The organism is Vibrio penaeicida, assembly GCF_002933855.1.
GTDB lineage: Bacteria > Pseudomonadota > Gammaproteobacteria > Enterobacterales > Vibrionaceae > Vibrio > Vibrio penaeicida_A.
Genome location: NZ_BFAQ01000006.1, coordinates 76,591 through 95,079 on the forward strand (window position 1 = coordinate 76,591; position 18,489 = coordinate 95,079).

General features: G+C 44.6%; 19 protein-coding genes. 6 read left to right on the forward strand and 13 right to left on the reverse strand.

Translation table 11 applies throughout. From position 1 onward, the window contains the following. Positions 1-14: 14 nt before the first annotated feature. From VPNCDNU1_RS01425 to VPNCDNU1_RS01465, 9 genes are all read right to left on the reverse strand, one after another. On the reverse strand, positions 15-887 hold the full coding sequence (locus VPNCDNU1_RS01425; RefSeq protein WP_104398697.1) for an ABC transporter ATP-binding protein: 873 nt from the start codon (positions 885-887) through the stop codon (positions 15-17). Positions 888-896: 9 nt separating this feature from the next. Then, positions 897-1,868 carry an ABC transporter permease gene (locus VPNCDNU1_RS01430; protein ID WP_104398734.1) on the reverse strand — a complete coding sequence of 324 codons (972 nt, stop codon included), beginning with the start codon at positions 1,866-1,868 and terminating at the stop codon, positions 897-899. Between the two features lie 43 nt (positions 1,869-1,911). After that, complete coding sequence (locus tag VPNCDNU1_RS01435; protein WP_237324053.1) at positions 1,912-3,306, reverse strand: CmpA/NrtA family ABC transporter substrate-binding protein; 1,395 nt, start codon at positions 3,304-3,306, stop codon at positions 1,912-1,914. A 278-nt stretch (positions 3,307-3,584) separates the two neighbouring features. Next, a complete protein-coding gene (locus VPNCDNU1_RS01440) occupies positions 3,585-4,184 on the reverse strand; it encodes an ANTAR domain-containing response regulator (protein WP_104398698.1) in 600 nt (199 codons plus the stop codon). A gap of 49 nt (positions 4,185-4,233) precedes the next feature. Then, positions 4,234-5,211 (reverse strand): glycosyl transferase family protein, encoded by a 978-nt coding sequence (locus VPNCDNU1_RS01445; protein WP_104398699.1) that lies wholly within the window; start codon positions 5,209-5,211, stop codon positions 4,234-4,236. 40 nt (positions 5,212-5,251) lie between these two features. Next, the gene (gene cobA / locus VPNCDNU1_RS01450; protein WP_104398700.1) at positions 5,252-6,121 is read right to left on the reverse strand and encodes a uroporphyrinogen-III C-methyltransferase; all 870 of its coding nucleotides are present in this window, start codon (positions 6,119-6,121) and stop codon (positions 5,252-5,254) included. Between the two features lie 13 nt (positions 6,122-6,134). Beyond that, positions 6,135-8,789, reverse strand: a complete 2,655-nt coding sequence (locus tag VPNCDNU1_RS01455) for a nitrate reductase (RefSeq protein ID WP_104398701.1) — start codon at positions 8,787-8,789, stop codon at positions 6,135-6,137. Positions 8,790-9,228: 439 nt separating this feature from the next. Further along, complete coding sequence (locus VPNCDNU1_RS01460; RefSeq protein ID WP_104398702.1) at positions 9,229-9,870, reverse strand: LysE family translocator; 642 nt, start codon at positions 9,868-9,870, stop codon at positions 9,229-9,231. A gap of 68 nt (positions 9,871-9,938) precedes the next feature. Next, positions 9,939-10,391 carry a hypothetical protein gene (locus VPNCDNU1_RS01465; protein WP_104398703.1) on the reverse strand — a complete coding sequence of 151 codons (453 nt, stop codon included), beginning with the start codon at positions 10,389-10,391 and terminating at the stop codon, positions 9,939-9,941. A 185-nt stretch (positions 10,392-10,576) separates the two neighbouring features. Between VPNCDNU1_RS01465 and VPNCDNU1_RS01470 the strand changes: the two genes are divergently transcribed. Next, positions 10,577-11,143, forward strand: a complete 567-nt coding sequence (locus tag VPNCDNU1_RS01470) for a hypothetical protein (RefSeq protein WP_104398704.1) — start codon at positions 10,577-10,579, stop codon at positions 11,141-11,143. A gap of 236 nt (positions 11,144-11,379) precedes the next feature. Continuing rightward, positions 11,380-12,306 carry a glycosyltransferase family 2 protein gene (locus VPNCDNU1_RS01475; protein ID WP_104398705.1) on the forward strand — a complete coding sequence of 309 codons (927 nt, stop codon included), beginning with the start codon at positions 11,380-11,382 and terminating at the stop codon, positions 12,304-12,306. A gap of 33 nt (positions 12,307-12,339) precedes the next feature. Here the strand turns inward: VPNCDNU1_RS01475 and VPNCDNU1_RS01480 are convergent, their stop codons facing one another. After that, positions 12,340-12,744, reverse strand: a complete 405-nt coding sequence (locus VPNCDNU1_RS01480; RefSeq protein WP_101111782.1) for a GFA family protein — start codon at positions 12,742-12,744, stop codon at positions 12,340-12,342. Between the two features lie 301 nt (positions 12,745-13,045). On the opposite strand from VPNCDNU1_RS01480, the gene VPNCDNU1_RS01485 reads away from it, so the two are divergent. The 4 genes from VPNCDNU1_RS01485 (at position 13,046) to VPNCDNU1_RS01500 (ending at position 15,592) form a co-directional block, all read left to right on the forward strand. Beyond that, on the forward strand, positions 13,046-13,564 hold the full coding sequence (locus tag VPNCDNU1_RS01485; RefSeq protein WP_104398706.1) for a GNAT family N-acetyltransferase: 519 nt from the start codon (positions 13,046-13,048) through the stop codon (positions 13,562-13,564). Beyond that, the gene (locus tag VPNCDNU1_RS01490) at positions 13,561-13,815 is read left to right on the forward strand and encodes a hypothetical protein (protein ID WP_104398707.1); all 255 of its coding nucleotides are present in this window, start codon (positions 13,561-13,563) and stop codon (positions 13,813-13,815) included. Before VPNCDNU1_RS01485 ends, VPNCDNU1_RS01490 begins: the two co-directional genes overlap by 4 nt. A 46-nt stretch (positions 13,816-13,861) precedes the next feature. Continuing rightward, the gene (locus VPNCDNU1_RS01495) at positions 13,862-14,164 is read left to right on the forward strand and encodes a TM2 domain-containing protein (protein WP_104398708.1); all 303 of its coding nucleotides are present in this window, start codon (positions 13,862-13,864) and stop codon (positions 14,162-14,164) included. Positions 14,165-14,278: 114 nt separating this feature from the next. Further along, positions 14,279-15,592, forward strand: coding sequence for an ABC1 kinase family protein (locus tag VPNCDNU1_RS01500; protein ID WP_104398709.1), 1,314 nt, complete (start codon positions 14,279-14,281; stop codon positions 15,590-15,592). Positions 15,593-15,643: 51 nt separating this feature from the next. On the opposite strand, the gene VPNCDNU1_RS01505 is transcribed toward VPNCDNU1_RS01500, so the two are convergent. The 3 genes from VPNCDNU1_RS01505 to VPNCDNU1_RS01515 form a co-directional block, all read right to left on the reverse strand. Then, positions 15,644-17,206: a flavodoxin domain-containing protein gene (locus VPNCDNU1_RS01505; protein ID WP_167404692.1), complete on the reverse strand. Its 1,563-nt coding sequence runs from the start codon at positions 17,204-17,206 to the stop codon at positions 15,644-15,646. Positions 17,207-17,210: 4 nt separating this feature from the next. After that, positions 17,211-17,639, reverse strand: a complete 429-nt coding sequence (locus VPNCDNU1_RS01510; RefSeq protein ID WP_104398711.1) for a PAS domain-containing protein — start codon at positions 17,637-17,639, stop codon at positions 17,211-17,213. Between the two features lie 463 nt (positions 17,640-18,102). Then, entirely contained in the window at positions 18,103-18,438 is a 336-nt protein-coding gene (locus VPNCDNU1_RS01515) for a class I SAM-dependent methyltransferase (protein ID WP_167404693.1), read from the reverse strand. Between the last annotated feature and the right edge of the window lie 51 nt (positions 18,439-18,489).

Genomic DNA, 18,489 nt, shown 5'->3' on the forward strand with positions numbered 1-18,489 from the left:
ATTGCTCACCTTCCTTATGCGCTTTTGGGAGCTTCTGACGGCTCCTCTTGTTTTGGGGTTGCCAATACGGGTTGCGGCTTGGCTTGTTTTTCGTACAGAAAGCGTAAAACCGACTGGCGATATTTTTGATATTGGGCGTTATCTGCCAACTGGACGCGATTTCTCGGTCTGTCGAGCTCTACATGGAGTACTTCGCCAATTGTGGCCGCAGGTCCGTTGGTCATCATGACAATCCGATCCGACAACAGAACGGCTTCGTCTACATCGTGCGTTATCATGATCACGGTGGTGTTAAGTTCCGCGTGAATCGCCATGAGTGCGTCTTGCAAATGGGCTCTGGTTAACGCATCTAACGCACCAAAGGGTTCATCCATCAGCAGCACTTTAGGCTTTAAAGCGAGTGCTCGTGCAATCCCGACTCGCTGTTTCATGCCGCCTGAAATCTCATCGGGCTTTTTGTCGCTGGCATGAGTCATTTGCACTAATTCAAGGTAATGTTGAACCTGCTCTCGTACCCACGACCGCTTTTTCTTTCCCTCTGTGTTGGCTGAGGCTAAGTTCTTGGTGGCTAACTGCTTTACCGCCAGTTCCACGTTTTGGTAAACCGACAGCCAAGGCAGCAAAGAGTGGTTTTGAAACACGACTGCGCGCTCTGGTCCCGGTCCATCGACTTCTCGTCCTTGCAGTATCACACCGCCATCTGTTGGATCGTGTAGCCCAGCAACCAAGTTAAGTACCGTTGATTTTCCACAGCCAGAGTGACCAATCAATGAAATGAATTCGCCCTCTTGAATGCGTAAATCCACTTTTTTCAAAGCAACAAATTCGCCTTTTGGCGTGGGGAATCGCATACCTAACTGAGTCAGATTTAAAAATGAATTTGGCATAATATTCTCCTAACGCAGTATTTGCTGCTTATCCCAAGACACCGACTTTTGCAGCGTCAGCATTCCCCTATCGAGCAACAACCCGATAAACCCAATCGTGATCACAGCAACCATGATCCGACCGAGCGAGGCTGAGCTGCCGTTCTGGAATTCATCCCACACGAACTTTCCTAGCCCCGGGTTTTGCGCCAACATTTCTGCGGCAATCAGCACCATCCATGCAACGCCTAGTGAAAGGCGCAGACCGGTAAAAATCATGGGAATCGATGAAGGAAGAACAATCGTCCAGATGTGTTTCCACCATGATAGGCGTAACACTCGGCTTACGTTCACCAGATCTTTATCGACACTCGTTACCCCCACAGCGGTGTTGATTAGCGTGGGCCACAAACTGCACAGCGCCACGGTAAGCAAAGAGTTCACAAACGATTTCGCCACCAAAGGATCGGAGCTGACGTAAGTAGCACTCACCACCATGGTGACAATCGGTAACCATGCCAATGGTGAAACCGGCTTGAGTAACTGGATAACTGGGTTGAATGCTTGGTACAAGTTGTGATTTAACCCCAATACGATGCCCGCTGGAATGGCAATGAATGAGGCGAGAAAAAAGCCGCACGCAACGGTAATTAAGCTAGTCACTATCTGGTCGAAAAAGGTCGGCTTGCCGGTATAAGGACGAATTTTCACTTTGGCATCTGGGTCTTTCGCTAGCTTGGCTGCATTGCGTTTTTCTTGACGCTCAACAAACGCCACTTCTTTCTCTCTTTCTGCCCAGTGATCGGAGACCAAATTGCCAAACTGCTGCGCTGTTTGAACAGGGCCTGGCAACGTGCCTAAAGAGGTTTGTACTTGGCGAGCAGACAAATGCCATAACATCAAGAACAGCAATATCCCAAGTAGAGGGAGCAACAATGCCTTACTGTGGTTGGCGACCTGCGCTCTGTTTGGAAACAACGAAAATACGTTGTTTTCCGACATTTTCTTCTTAGGTGAGGGCTTCTTGGATAGCTGACTGTCCATTTTAGATTTCCTCTGAACCTTTCAGGCCAATATTGAATTTCTTCAAATAGGCATTCGGCTTTTTACCGTCATACACAATATTGTCGATAAAATGCGTTTGCGGCTGGCGGTAACCATCTTGTGAACTAAATTCTGGGAAATCTGCTTTGCTCAAAATCCCATCTTTGATGAGAGACTCCGCAGCCTGCTGGTAGATATCGGGGCGATACACTTGTTTCGCGATATTGGCGTACCAATCATCTGGCTTTTCTTCTGGAATCTGCCCCCAGCGACGCATTTGCGTTAAGTACCAAATGGCGTCGCTGTAATAGGGATAAGTCGCGTTGTAGCGGAAAAATACATTGAAGTCTGGCACTGAACGTTTGTCGCCTTTTTCATACTCAAACGTACCCGTCATACTGTTGGCGATCACATCCGCATCCGCACCAACGTATTGGCTTTTAGCCAGTAACTTCACCGCTTCTTCACGGTTGGCGTTGTTGTTATCATCTAACCAATGGGCGGCTCGAATTAACGCCTTAACGACGCGAATATGTGTATTCGGGTACTTTTCTGCCCATGCTTTAGATACACCAAACACTTTTTCAGGATTGTTTTTCCATATTTCGTAATCGGTTACTACTGGAACGCCTATTCCTTTGATAACCGCTTGCTGATTCCAAGGTTCGCCGACGCAGTATCCCATTATGGTTCCAGCTTCCATCGTGGCGGGCATTTGTGGTGGAGGGGTAACACTCAACAGCACATCAGCGTCTAACTGACCGCTGTTGTCTCCGGTTTTAGGGGCGTAATACCCTGGGTGAATCCCCCCAGCGGCTAGCCAGTAGCGCAACTCGTAATTGTGAGTAGAAACTGGAAACACCATACCCATGTTGAATGGTTTTCCTTTGTCGAGGTAGCTTTCAACTACGGGCTTTAAGGCATCAGCTTTGATGGGGTGGGCAGGTTTCCCATCCGCTTGTTTGTTTACATGGGGCTTCATTTGTTGCCATATGTCGTTAGAAACAGTAATGGCGTTGCCATTCAAATCCATACTAAACGCGGTGATCACTTCTGCTTTTGTGCCTATACCAATGGTTGCCCCAAGCGGTTGCCCCGACAACATATGTGCACCATCCAACTCTCCATCAATCACTCTATCGAGCAGTACTTTCCAGTTGGCTTGCGCTTCCAGCGTTACGTACAACCCTTCGTCCTCAAAAAAACCTTTTTCATACGCCACCGCAAGGGGAGCCATGTCGGTCAGCTTAATAAAGCCAAACTTCAAGTCCTCTAACTCGGGTTCACCTACCTGTGCATAAGCAGAATGCGCACCTATTGAGATCGCACCTAATGAAAGTGTTAAACCCACTGTTTTTAGTAACCAAGACCTTATTCTGTTTTTCCGACAACCCATTCGAACGCTCCTGTTCCAATTTCCAATAATAAAAACTTAAAAAAAAGGCGCGGCTGCACTCAAAGTGCAGTCACGCCATTGCTTAGCTATTAACCACCGCCGTTGATGGTCTATTGGAGCATTGCTCCGCTTATAGTTTTTATTATTTCAAGTTGCGTGCCAAACACAAATATTACTAAATATCAGTTAGTTAATGGCTTTCCGCATTATTAACTTAGTTCTTTTGCCGCTTTGTAGTGCATCACTGCACCAGATCGAGTGTTATTCCATTCCACTTCCTAGCTAATCGCATCAAACGTTAGCATTAGGTTCTTAGCCACAAGACCAATTGGCTGGCTGGATTTCATCGCGCTGGTTCGAAGTGCTTTATAGGCTTCTTCTTCGTCGATACTGTGCATTTTCATCAATGTGCCTTTGGCTTTCTCGATCCATTTTCTATCGTCGAGTTTTTGATTTAACAAGGCAATGTCTTGTTCCATTTTGTCCATATTTTCACGTAATCGAACGGCGTGTTGGAGCCACATGGACAGATCATGATCGGAGCGGTAGGGAAGGATGACGTATTGATTCGCGAAAGGAAGGCGAGCGATATTATCGGCCAGGAGTGTTCCTACAAGTATGACCAATGTGCACTTTTTGGCGACGGCATACTCAATAAGGAACTGCAATTCAGCAGTTGGTGCTGACCATGAAACCACCAAAGATTGACGAGTAATATCAAGCTCTGGCTCTGCCCTAGAATCCGATTTATTGAGCATCGCTTCTAAGTGTGCCAGCTGGCCTTGCACAACCTTCATTTGCTGCGTGGCCAGTTGTTCACTTAGTAGCGTTTGTTGTTCTGGGTTATCGCTGAAAACGAAAACCGTATGGTCCTTCATAACATGTCCTTTTTATCGCATTCCGACTTCTGTTATGAAGTGGGATAGGTTAGGAGGCTAAGGCTGCCTTCGCTAGATATTGGCCCCAATATTCGTTTGCCAATTTTTGTGCCTTTTCTTTGTCCCCATGAATCGCAAACAGCGCCGACACTAGCGTCGCTACAACGCTGTGCGACATCAATTCAAGCTCGGCAGGTGCCGTTCCTAGTACACAATTTTCCGCTACTTTTACGGGTTGAGAAGCGCTTTCTTCCCAATACATGGGAGCTACTTTTCCGTGGTCGCACACCCATACTGTTTGGCTGACTTTTGGGTTGAATTCGGTTTCACCCGATGTACCTTTAAACGACAATACGCGCCCTGATTCCGCGCAGACTTTTTGCTCTACTTTGGCATGCAGTTCCTGAAAACCCGGGTGGAAACTGCCTCTTAGACCATAAGGTAATTGACCAGGGTTAAGTGCTCTCACCACTGTATTGATTGGCGTCCTTACTCCGTATCGTGCATTCCAACTTAGTAATGTCACGATTTTGGGTTGGAAAGCTTCCAATGGTAGGTACGCAATACCCTCCGACTGAATCACCTTTTCTGCGTGCGCCAAACTGTCCGCATACACGATACCAAGCGCACCTAACGACTGCTCGGCATGATTTTTTGTTAAGTGTCTTTGCGCGTGACCGTGCAATAGAATCTTGTGGTCGTTATCGGCTAAAATTTTAGCGGCGACCAAATGCCAAGCTTTGTCGGTTGTTTTGTTCTCGTGAACGCGCTTTCCGGCATACAAAGGCCAATCCAAGTCCGCTTTGATAGGTTCAAAGCCTTCATGAAATGCGCGGACAAACCCCGCTATTTCTTCAGGAGTTTCGTTGTTTACCCGCATTAGTACTAATGCCATCGCCAGTTGGTCGTCGGCAACGTGCCCATCAAACCATCCTCTCAACAAATCGAACGATTCTTGTTCAGTGAGCGGTCTTCTTCCACGCTCGCCTTTCCCGAGAGCCCTAATACACTGAATAGCGATAGACATTTACTGCTTCCTTTTAATGCACCTTTTGAAGAAGTGATCACTATACAGAAAACTCTGCGCTCTGTGATATCAAAGCCGAAATATTTGCTCTTATTTCAACCACTTCGCCCAAAATCATCAGTGCAGGACTAACGCCCTTTAATTTCGCAGCCGCATCGCTGAGTCGGTTCAGCGTTAGAGTATGAATTTTTTCTTCATCGCTACATCCATTGGTCACAATGGCGACAGGTGTTCTCCCCTTTAGTCCATTCTTAATCAGCCCTTGCTGGATCTCATTTGCTTTCTCTAACCCCATGTAAAAAACCAGCGTTTGCCCGCTGTTCACCAAGCCACTCCAAGCAGGTAAAGCACCAGTAACAACGTTCCCTGTAACTAACGTGACGCTACGCGAAACTTCTCGGTGAGTCAGCGGAATCAATGAACTTGCAGCGCAGCCGATCGCGGCAGTAATACCAGGAATAACTTCAAATGGAATTTGGTACTTCGCCAATTCCAACGCTTCTTCCCCTCCGCGCCCAAATATAAAAGGGTCGCCGCCCTTTAGCCTTACGACCTGTTTGCCTTCCTTGGCTAACCGGACGAGTAACGCGTTTATCGCTTCTTGTTTCATACTGGGACGACCACAACGTTTACCAACGTAAATGGTTTCTACATTTGGGCTGGCGAGCGTTAAAATGTCTTGGTTGATCAAGCGGTCATACACAAGCACTTGGGCATCTTGAATGGCTTTAAACGCTTTGATGGTTAACAATTCGGGGTCGCTCGGTCCGCATCCTACCAATTTTACCGTTCCCCCATCCCTTCCGTTTTTCTTATGCGCTGTGGGTGTGTGCGCATCTAGGTTAACTTTCTTAAACAGCAGAGGTCTGAATGAAGTCGATCTACAATCCGTTTGCATTACTTTTGTCATTCCAGAGTATCCCCTACTTCATAAAAATTACGTTTTGTTCCAAAGCGTTATTGAGCTCGGGAATGCATGACCCGCAGTTGGTTCCGCACTTAAGTACCGCCTGCAACTCATGTAATGATTGAATGTTATGTTGCTCAATCGCTTGCTTAATTCTAATGTCTGACACCCTAAAACAGCTGCAAACCAGTGTGCCTTGCTCACCACCAGACAACCCTTTCGATACCTTTTGAATATCAAGTGGTTTTCCTAACATCTCTGCAATTTCATTAGCATTCACGGGTATAGGCTTGTGGCTGATCACCGTTATCGCGTCCGTCACAAAGCTTTTTTCTAACGGATCAAACCGCCCTGCTATTGCACACCAGCCTTGTGGTATGTCTAGAATCAGACATCCAGAAAGCGCCTGCATTAATAATGGTTTGGAATATGAAGTTGAAGTGCAATACCGCCAAACAACACCTGTATCAAGTGTTTGCATTGATGAATAGATAGTGTGACTACTCGCAATAACAGCAGGCTTAGCGCGGTCGCTGTGACGCTGAACATGGGTAATGTAACTGCCTACTTTTGCGGGCATCAATGACACGGGTTGCGATTTGAATGCAGGCTGTCCGGAAAGGGGATCAACAACGGATTCCAGAATTCTATTTATTTGGCTTGCCGACTCGTCATGACCACTGTAGCAACCAGCCCAATGCATGCTCATAAATACTTGCTTGGCATTCAGCCCTTTGTCCCATTTTGCTTTCGCGTAAACAATAGAACCTTCGGCAAGGGTTGGATGCTGAATTTTAACGAGTTCGCCTTCGCTAACGCCTAGCATTTCACCGCTCAGTGAGTTGAGATACAAGGTGGGTTCTGGGTCGAGTTCTGAAAGGTGCTCGATGTGCCCTGTTCGCGTCATCGTATGCCATTGGTCGCGATGGCGCCCTGTATTCAACCACCATGTTGGATCGGTTTGATCCGATTCATTTGGCTTGGCCACCAAGAAGTTGGCTCTGCTAGAAGGCGTGCTAAATCGACCATTACGATAAGGAGCGGCATCTTCATTTAGTGGCCATCGAGCTGGTGACCAGTTTAGATATTCATCATCTGAGATGTCTGCCAGCTCGGATATATCTAGAAGAAGCGGCGAGTCGTGATTTATGGATGTCATTCGCGCGTATTCTCGAAATACGTCGGCTTCAGACTCGAAATCAAACCCACTTTCCATCCCCATTTTTTCGCACAATGCCCGACCTACCGCGCTGATGGTTTCCCAATCGGTTTTTGCTTCACCCGGTGGTGTTATAAAACGGCGCTGACGCGACATACATCGCTCGGAGTTTGTTACCATACCTTGTTTTTCGCCCCATCCTGCGGCGGGAAGTAACACATTGGCGTATTTTGCTGTGTCGCTATCTGGCGTTATGTCGGAGACGATCACCATGTCACACTGAGCGAGCGCGCGGCGTACTTTGTCGGCATTCGGCATAGAAACCACTGGGTTGGTTGCCATAACCCAAATGACTTTCACTTCCCCTTTTTCCACCGCATCGAACAAATCCACGGCTTTCAAACCCGGCTTGGTTGCGATGTTGGGCGCTCCCCAAAACTGAGCCACTTTTTCAATCGAATCCTCATCAAAGCCGCGATGTACAGCTAACATATTCGCCAGACCGCCCACTTCTCTCCCGCCCATGGCGTTGGGTTGCCCAGTTATTGAAAAAGGTCCGCTGCCCGCTTTACCTATTTTTCCGGTAAGTAAATGGGCGTTTATAATACTATTGGCTTTATCTACTCCTTCACTCGACTGATTAATTCCTTGGCAAAATACGGTAATCGCGGTGGGGGATAGTGCGAACCATTGGTAGAAAGTACGTAATGGTCCTACATCCAACCCTAGTGTTTGCGCTACGTTGCGAAGCTCATATTCAGGCGTGGAGACAAGTTGAGACACAGACTCAAAACCGTTGGTATGATGGTCTATAAAACGCTCGTCCATGTGTCCATTTTCAATACAAAAACGGATCAAGCCGTTGTAAAGCACAATGTCGCCATCGTTTTCTAACGCTAAATGCAAATCGGCTTGTTCGGCAGTTACGGTTTTGCGAGGATCTAACACCACTAAGCGTAAGTGGGGGTTTTGTTCTCGTGCTTGCTGGATCTGGCGAAAAATCACAGGATGAGTCCATGCGGTATTCGCCCCTGTTATTACAATCAGATCAGTCTTAAGTAGGTCGTCGTAATTAACGGGCACAACATCTTCACCAAACGCGCGAATATGCGCAGCCACCGCCGACGACATACACAAGCGTGAGTTGGTATCAATATTGGCGCTCCCGACATACCCCTTCATCAATTTATTGGCGACGTAGTAATCTTCCGTGAGTATTTGCCCTGAGACATACATCGCCACAGAGTCTGGTCCGTACTTTTCTATTGTCTCTTTCAGCTTGTCTGAAACGGTGTCTATTGCCTGTTGCCAAGTCACCATTTCGCCCATAATACGGGGATAAAGCAACCGAGATGGCATATTCAGACTTTCTTTCAGAGCTGCGCCTTTTACGCACAACGCGCCTTTATTGGCTGGGTGACTCTCATCACCTTTGATTAGATCTTCAGCAATACTTACACCACACCCAACCCCACAGTAAGGACAGGTAGATTGTATTTCACATTTCGACATGCAGACTTTCCTTGGCAGATTATGCTCCGTACACTTTGTTAACCTCGTCTATCGAGGCTGCTTGAATACAAAAAAGGCACCCAACCAGCGAAAGCTGGAAAGGCGCCATTGCCTTTGACGTTGCGTTGAATTTTGAACCCAAGACACTCATATCACATCGCTTCCATGCGCCAATATGAGATGTAAAGAAAACAGCAAAGAATGAGCCAATAAATAATTACTATAAAATTCAATAGATTAATTATTCAGCCAGCGGTTGTAATGCACTATTTCTGAGCAAATCACCCCAATTTAGTGCGGATGCTTTTGCCTATGAATGAGGGATTCTAATGAACGAGCATTGTTAGAAGACAACAAAAAGCGCTACGAGTGGTAGCGCTTTCGAGAATCAATTCAGCAATTTTATTTTGGGAGAAATGCTCTATCGGTTGGTGGTGATTTAGCTGGCATTCGACGTAATCATTAACTTGATACCGAAGTAACCAAACAGCGAACCTGCTGCGCGTTTTGTCCAACGGATAATGGTTTCGCTTTGCTGTACTTTTTTGCTGACTTTGGCAGAGCTCCAAGAGAGGAACAGCAACCACATCATACCGTTAACGTTAAACACGACGCCAAGTATCAAAAAGGCTAGCGCTTTGCTGTCACTTTCCACAGAAATAAATTGAGGTACAAAAGCGAGGAAAAACAGCGCCACTTTAGGGTTAAGAACGTTAGTAAGAAATCCTTGTAGAAAAATATTCTTTAAAGGGGCTTTATTCAATTTTGCTGGCGCATCTTGGTTGTGATTAGAAGGCTTAGAAAACAGCAGCATTGCTGCCATATAAAGAAGATATAAACCACCTATAATTTTGACTACCGTAAACGCCATAGCCGAGGTGGCTAAAACAGCGGATAACCCAAATGCCGCAGCAAAAATGTGAAACAGAGTACCCGCCCCAATACCTGCCCCAGCCACTATACCCGCTTTCATTCCTTGAGTAGCGCTTCTGCCCATCACATACAAAGAGTCTGGACCAGGAATCAGATTAAGCGCTATTCCTGAAACAACAAACAGCCAAAAGTTTTCAATACCGAACATTCAAATTCCTTTTTCTGAGTGAGTAAGGATGGATTGTACTCTGGTCGTTCTATAAAGAAAACATAGAGTTATAAGTCAAAGAAAACATCCGAATTTAAGTTTACACTGCGTATTAAGTACTCATTGTTGTCGCTGGGAACAAGTACTAACGTCATCAAGCCCGGTCCCTTTTCGAATATCGCCTCAACAGAAAAGATAACATAAGTACCATTTTCACTCGTAGACGAATATGACCTTACAAGTTTAGGTTTAGCGAAGCTTTTCAACTTGCCAATTTTTGAAAAGTACCTGAATATCTTTTTTCCTTTTTCATTCTCAAAAGCATACAAAGCATCGGGTGAAATTAAGTGTTTAAACTGCTCTACATCCCACGTTGCAACGAGCGGAACGCTTTTCTCGACAGTCGGCGATACTGCTGCGGTAACCTCACTCGATTTCATACCGATCCACAAGAAAAATCCCCCTAGTACGACAACTAATACTAAAAGCCCACCCAAAAGATATTTCAAAAATTGTTTCATTCACTTGTCCATTTGATGTTCGAGTTTTTCGTAGATAACTGACATTTATGTAATTAACAATTAAATCATTTTCACTTAAGCACTCTATACATTCAATTAGAAAGTATTATCGATGGTGTAAACTTTGATGCAGTGATATACGCATCGTAAGTCAATAGATATGAAGAGAGGTTTGGACCTAACACATGAGCGTATATCAGCTAAAAGCCGATCATGAAAACTACTGTTTATTCGAATTAGATGTAATGCAGCTCGCTAACCAACTTGGGGATGAAAATCTTGTCGATTTTTTTCTGGATCTACCTGATACCCAAGAGAGCTTAAAGCCTATTTGGGATAATGTTAGTTCTGAGTTTGAAAGTAGTACATCTAGACCTTTTCCTGACATTACAACTTGGGACATCAATTTCTTACTGCTTAACGAAAAGGCTTATGAAGTTTCAAAGGAGTTACTCGAAAGTGTTGGTGAGTTTCTCCCTATACTTGTGAATGGGGCATCATATTTTGCTTTCCATTGTCAAAGCTTTGGACTAGTAGACCCAAGCAAGACTGAAATGAATTACGAGGAAGGCTACCCCACTGGTCTTAGATCTCTGGAATTCCATGAACCGGATATTAGATTTAAAGCTTTATTTAAATCTAAACTGCAGGGAGCAAGTAAACTTTTTGCCAATGAACGCTTAAAGCAACTCTGTGAAAAAAATGGGCTGAAAGGTCTTAGGTTTGATAGCGACCTTACCAATCCTTTTTAAAAAATACTTCAAGAACGAGTGATCTCACAGAGGTCACTCGTGTTCCTAATGCTCACCTCTAACTCCAGTTGATATTAGCCTATCAATCTGCAATTCAAAATGCAGAATAAAGAAGCACTTCCCAAAACATACGCACTCTAGACACCCAATCATATTTAAAATCAACATGTTAATGAGTGGCACAAATAGTGCTTTATTGGGTTCTCAGTGTTTAGAGTATTCAAAAGGAAAGCTTGATGGCTAAAGTATCGGTGATTATTCCCACTTATAACTGCATTGCTTATCTACCCAAAGCAATCAACAGCGTTTTGGACCAAACTTTTGACGACTATGAAGTGGTCGTCATCAATGACAACAGCACTGATGAAACCAGCGCCTATTTAAATCAAATCACTGATACAAGGTTAAAAGTTCTGACAACGCAAGGCGTTGGAGCGTCTGAGGCTCGGAATATAGGAATACGAGAAGCGAATGGGGAATTTGTCGCTTTTTTAGATGCCGATGATTTTTGGCACCCAGAAAAGCTAGAGAAACAGCTGAATCTTCACGCCAATCACCCAAACCTTGCCATGAGCTTTACGAACTATGATCACCTAGATGAACAATACCAACTCATTATCGACTGCTTTGGGTATTGGAATCAGTTTCAGGTGTCCGAGCAGGACCTTTGCCTGAGCAAACCGCTAGAGTGCGTAATCGAAAACAACATCGTCGGCACATCTACCGTTATGTTAAAGCGAGTGGTTCTGGAACAGTTAGGCATGTTTGATGCACAAACCACTTATGCTGAAGATTGGGAGCTTTGGCTACGAATATGTGACCAGCATGACGTGGGAGTCGTAAATTCCGTTTTAACGGGATACCTAATGCGCAATGGCTCAGCGACCCAAACAGATAACCGCCGATTAGATAACTTGAAAAGTGTCGAATCCATTATTAATAAATATCAAAGCACTCGCGATTTAGAACGCGTAGGCTATGCCTCTTTTAACAAAGCCAACGCAAGAGTTCTTGAAGGATACGCGGATTACTATCGGGGGCTAAAGCAATTTTCCACAGCCATCTTATTCGATCTGCGAGCACTGAAATTGGATCCTCAAATCAGAAGATTTCGAAGCTTGTTGGGGGATTGCAAGAAACTCACGCGCTTGATTATTCAGTAACACCTGATTTCAGTTTACATTGTAAATTTTTGGCTATGCGTCTCTCGGTGGTGCTTCCTCATACTGCGGTACGCCATCGGCAATCAATTCCCACGTCGCTTTGGAACCCACATAAATATGCCGACTGAGCGAAATTTCTGGGTCGCCATTGATGCAACCCAGCGTAACGCCATGAACTTCGCCGTTGAATACACCGGTCAGCGTCGAGCCGCATTTTGAACAAAACTGCAGCCCGAATCCGTGTTCGCCAACATAAGACGTCAATTTATCTTCACCAGACAACCATTCAAATTCGCCTTCTTTCACCAGTGCATACGCAGAAGCCTGAGCACTAAATGCTTTTCGGCATCGAGAACAATGACAAGATCGAGCATCATGAAGTGTTCCATTGATCTTGTATTTAATATCACCGCAAAAGCACTCACCTGTAATCGACATGACGTATCCTTATGTCTGTAGTTTGAAGACTAGATTACACCGAATAAAAGGTTCATTCCTCACTCTCTAACCAGTTCTGGGACTTTTTTGTACAGCAGATCCAATTGCGCAAGAAAGTGCTTGGTATTTTCATTTGCTATGACGTGGTTTCTTACTTCATATCAGTCTTTGTGAATTAACCCAAGCATAGTGAACGGTTCTAACGCCTTTTATCGTGCTGCCTTAAATCCGTGGCATAATCCGATGAAACTAAGGAATAGTGTCTTTTCCTTTGCAACGTTGCGTCTTACAGGAATCCAAAATGAAGCTTGTTCAGTTAAGTCAGATTCAGTTTGAACAAATCTTAGTTGGTGAACCGACTTTTTCTCACATGGACGATGCGATTCCGCCTAAACACGTGTTAATACGAGCATGGGAGCAATATCAAAATGCTGTAGATGTTATGTGGGCATTACCCTATTTCATTGAAGTCGAAGGGGAAGTAGTGGGCAGCTGCGGTTTTAAATACGCCCCGAAAGATGATGAAGTAGAAATTGGCTATAACGTTGCTCCTCGTGCTCAAGGGATGGGGATTGCGACTTCTGCTGTAAAAGCGCTCAATAAAATTGCCTTTCATTCCGGCATCATCAATCATACCAAGGCACTGATATCAAAAGATAATATGGCATCTTTAAACGTCATTAAAAAGAATGGCTTTGTTTACAAAGGGATAGTTGTGGACAGTGATGGTGAGCAATTGGAATATTGGGAATTAAGCCAGCCCCTGTACTCAGTGATAAAAATGATGACACTTAACGGAAAATCAGGAGTGATAATATGAAGATCATTTATTTTGCGGCGGGTATTGGTATTTCTTGGGTGGGGATCGAAATCATCTCATCAGGAAACTCCGTTATTACCGGTTGGATATTATTACTTATCGGTGTGCTAACCGTTGTTTTCTCCTTTTTTGCTTCTGGAAATCCTCCCACTAATCGAGGCAGAGGCGGCAGCGATGGCTCTGGTGTAGGTCCGCATTATTATGACAGTAGTAGTGATAGCGGCGGAGACGGTGGCGGTGGCGGTGACTAGCCACGTCAATATGGCTTTAGACAGTAAATAGTGTATAGGAGCATGTATGACAGATACTTCAAATCAGAAAAATCGAATATTCGCACTGGTGTTAGGAATGTTTCTCGGTGTTCTAGGGGCAGACCGGTTTTATCTTGGTAAAAAGAAATCAGCCATATTGAAAATGGTCACGTTTGGTGGGCTGGGTTTGTGGTGGTTTATTGATAATGCGATGTTAATGATTGATGCCTTTTTATATACCCTTGGTAAAGACACAGGAATGGTAAAGGATGCATCCGGAAACCATCTTAAATATGGTTTATCTCTCTATCGCTATAAAAATGGTCAGTTTGAGAGAGATTGGTGTTGATCCAATTCACCTTCATTCATCGTATTGGTACGCACACCGCCATTTAATGTGCCCTTGTTTTCCTTGGCCATTTACGATTTTTGATAATACTGACACACCCAACCGAGAACCTACATGCCGCCAAAAGAACGAAACTTGCCATCCCGACGCATTTCTAGGTTCGGCAAATTTGCATCACTCACAGCACGCGTTGCAGGTAACGTCTTAGCGGAAGGAACCAAACAACTGGCTAAAGGAAACAAGCCTAAAGCAAAAGACTTACTCCTAACTCCGCAAAATATTGGCAGATTAACCGATCAACTTGCACACCTGCGCGGTGCAGCGATGAAGTTAGGTCAAATGCTCTCTATGGATGCTGGCGATTTGTTGGAACCTGAATTGGCAAACATCTTAGCGCGGCTGCGCTCAAATGCCGATCCTTTGCCTTCCAAGCAGCTTAATCAAGTATTGGAAGAAAGCCTTGGAGAAAATTGGAAATCGCAATTTTTGGCGTTTAACTTCAAGCCTATTGCCAGTGCATCTATCGGACAAGTACACCAAGCCTACAGCGACGACGGTGAAAAGCTCGCGGTAAAAGTGCAATACCCTGGGGTTAGACGAAGCATAGACAGCGATGTCGATAATGTAGGAACTCTGCTCAAAGTCGTTGGGCTGGTGCCTGAAGCGGTCGATTACAAGGGCCTGCTAGAAGAAGCGAAATTGCAACTCCACGATGAAGCAAATTACACTCGTGAAGCAGAATTTGCGTCACGCTATTACGCAGCGCTAAAAGAACACCCTCATTTTGTTGTCCCCAAAATTCATTCCAACATGTCTTCCGATTCTGTTCTTACCATGGCGTTTTTAGAGGGCAATTCAATTGAACAGATAGAAGGTTTGAGGCAAAGCACGCGCAACCATGTTTTGCATCAGCTCATCGATTTGATGTTTAAAGAGCTGTTCGAACTGCGAATGGTTCAGACCGATCCGAACTTTGCCAATTACTTATACCTCGAAGACTCTGGGCAAATAGGGTTGCTGGATTTTGGCGCCACACGAGAATACAGCGAGCGATTCAGCAACGGCTACCGACAGGCTTTTATCTCTGTGCTGAATCAAGATGATCAAGGGCTAAATCAAGCGCTAGAACACATCGGATTTTTTAGTCAGTCCATTTTGCCCAACCAACGTCAATCAATCATTGAGTTGGTAAAAATGGCCTGTGAGCCCATGCTGATAGATAAAGAATACGATTTTAAAGCCAGTGGATTGGCACAAAGAATACGTGAAGCTGGCACGATTCTAAGTATGAAACAAGACTACTGGCACACGCCACCAGCGGATGCTCTTTTCCTGCATAGAAAAATTGGAGGAATATATTTGCTCGCAGCGCGACTCGACGCAAAAGTGAACATTCACCAACTGGTAAAGCCTTATCTGAAGGGATAATCGGCACTTGCCAGCCACTCCTTCAGTTGACAAGTGCGCGTGAGGGGCAGCTTAGAATAAATCTAAATGCAGTTTTTCCTCTGCAACTAGCTTGTTGTACAAATTAGCCTCAGAAGATGAACTCTCAGAAGTCTGTAATGCATTAAACATCGGTTCAATTTGACTGGCTAGGTTCTGCTTTCTCCCACATACATACACGTTCGCTCCCTGATAAATAAGATCCTGAACAAGCTCTCCTTGCTCTTTCACAGAATCTTGCACATAACGCTTACTTTCTTGATCGCGAGAAAACGCCAAAAAGCAGTTTTGCAGAACGCCTGTTTTCAACCAATGCGCAATTTCATCACGATAAACATAGTCTTCGCCTTCGTGCTTTTCGCCATAAAACAGGATGCAAGGTGCTAACGCTTTTTGCTGTGCTCTGGATTGCAGATACCCAATAAAGGGGGCGATACCAGCCCCCGTTGCAATAAGAATGCTAGGGGCATTGAAATCAAAATGAAAATGCGGGTTAGAACGTACAAAGATTGGAACACTATCCCCAACGTGTAGCGATTGCAGATACGCTGTCGAACACCCCGGTGTCGGCTCTGCATTTTCTGGGTCGCTCCACACTTCTCGCACGCATAATTCCAAAGCATCAGCATTGGCAAGTTGGCTAGATGCAATGGAGTAAGTGCGAGGCTCCACGCTGTTCAGAAGCTCGGAAAAGTCCATTATCGACATGGTTTGGGGAGGGTAAAAGTCCCGTAATAAATCGATAAATTGGTGCCTTTTCACGTATTCCATCAACGCGACTTTATTACGATTTTTCAGTAACGCTTTTAAGTCGCTATTTGGGAAACGCTGAGTAACTTTGCGAATAGCCGATTTACTGATCCGAGCAATTTCCTTGTCTTTCAAACATGTCTCTACCTCACTGACTGGCAGACCAAAGAAATCTGCATAAGGCGTAAGAAGCGATTGCACATTACTCAGCATCAAGTGAACAATATCGCCCGGTTGATAACGAATGCCGCTGTCTTTTATCGATAAATGAATTCGGTATAAGCTAGGAAAAGTACCCGAGATTTGGGATGCAGAAATCAGGCTGGCTGGATACGCGGCATGCTCACCATAAGACGTAACAGATATATCGAGATCTTTCCCTGCTTGTAAATCATTGTTCAACAGCACAGCTTTCAGTGTTGATTTCCACGTTTCAAACAGTGCTGGGTAATTGAGGTCGGAATCGACTCGGTTAATCAGTCGTTCTGCTCCGCGTGTTAAAAGTGCTTCATCCAAACTTTTACTGAACCCACAGAATTTGGAATACGCGGTATCCCCGAGCCCAAAGACACCATAAGAAAACGATAAGGGTACTGTGCTTTCTTGAAATACCTGCCAAAAACTTTCGGCGTTGCTCGGGGGTTCTCCGTCGCCAAAGGAGCTGGAGATAAAGGCGACAAAGGTATCGGCTGTAAGGTTGGATGATTCAAATTCATCCAGCTCTTCAAGGGTAATATTGAAGCGCTGCGTCAGTTCGCTATCGGAAAAGAGCTGGTCTGCCAGCTCTTTTGCATTTCCGGAAACAGAACCATACACAACATAAACGTTCTGAATGGCTGGCTGCATAAATTTATGCCTCGTCGTAGTATTCGTCGTAGACTTCCTTAGAAAACTCAACGGCATCAAAATCTGCCATTAGGTCGTTGATTACACGCCTAACACTGATGTATTCGGTGATTTCTCCTTTTTCATCAAATACTGGCTGAACCGAAGTATCCACCACATAAATACCGCCACCTTTGCCTTTGTTAGGCACAATACCTGTCCAGATTTTCCCTGATTTAATCGTATCCCACATATCTTTGTAGACCGCTTTTGGCACTTGCTCTACACGTACAATGCTGTGTGGTTGACCAACCAGTTCATGTTCTTCGTAGCCCGTTAACTCGCAAAAAAGAGAATTGACGTAAGTGATATTGCCTTCTAGATCCGTTTTGGAGATAACCAATGCGTTATGCACCGCGGTCATGATTTGGTCATTCAGAGTTGCTTGACTCATGTGTTAAACCTCTTTTTGATAATGGTTATCATTAAGACTAATATAAGTTGCATTTAAAATACAACTTATATTTTTGTGTTAAGTCAATCAGTATAACGTTCTGATTTTTATTACTTTAAAAATGAATTTATTGTTTTGAGATTACTTTTTACGCTCAAGGCTGGTCGTACCTAAGTAACCTAAAGATGCTTGGGTATTTTTTGCAAAACGACTTTTGACCAAATGACATCCGGCTTATTTTTCATTTTGCTTGGAAGGTTTTCCAAATGCAGTAAGGTTTGAAATCCAAGCTCTTGCGCATATTGGAATAACTCTTCAGTACTCGCTGGAAAGATGTGCTTGCCCAACCCCGCCGGTCCATTTCTTAGTGAAATGGCACAAATACCGTTGTAATTCAGTAAATCGAAAAAGCGCTGTAAGCTCGTTCTTCTTTCTGATGGGTTAAGGTGGTGCCATACACCATCTAACAGAATGAAATCAAACCCTCACTCCCAGCTTTTACTTTATCTAGGTTGGGCAAACTGTCATGAACCCATTGAATGCATAAGTTTTGATGGGTATTTTTGGCGATATCAAGAAACGCTTGTAAGGGTTCCACTGACACAACTTGATACCCAAGGCGAGACAGTGCTGCTGAATTTTGCCCTACTCCAGACCCAGCATCTAAGACTCGGCTTAATATCCGTGGTAAGAACGGTATAAATTCTTGGTTAATCTCTTCAAATTTGAGATTCAGGCTCGCCTGCGCAAACGCGTCGACGCCTTGTTCGTATCCTTGTGTACCTTTAACTGTATTCAAAAAATTCAACCTCATACCATTGCATCATTAGTGCCTTTTTCACCGTCCTAA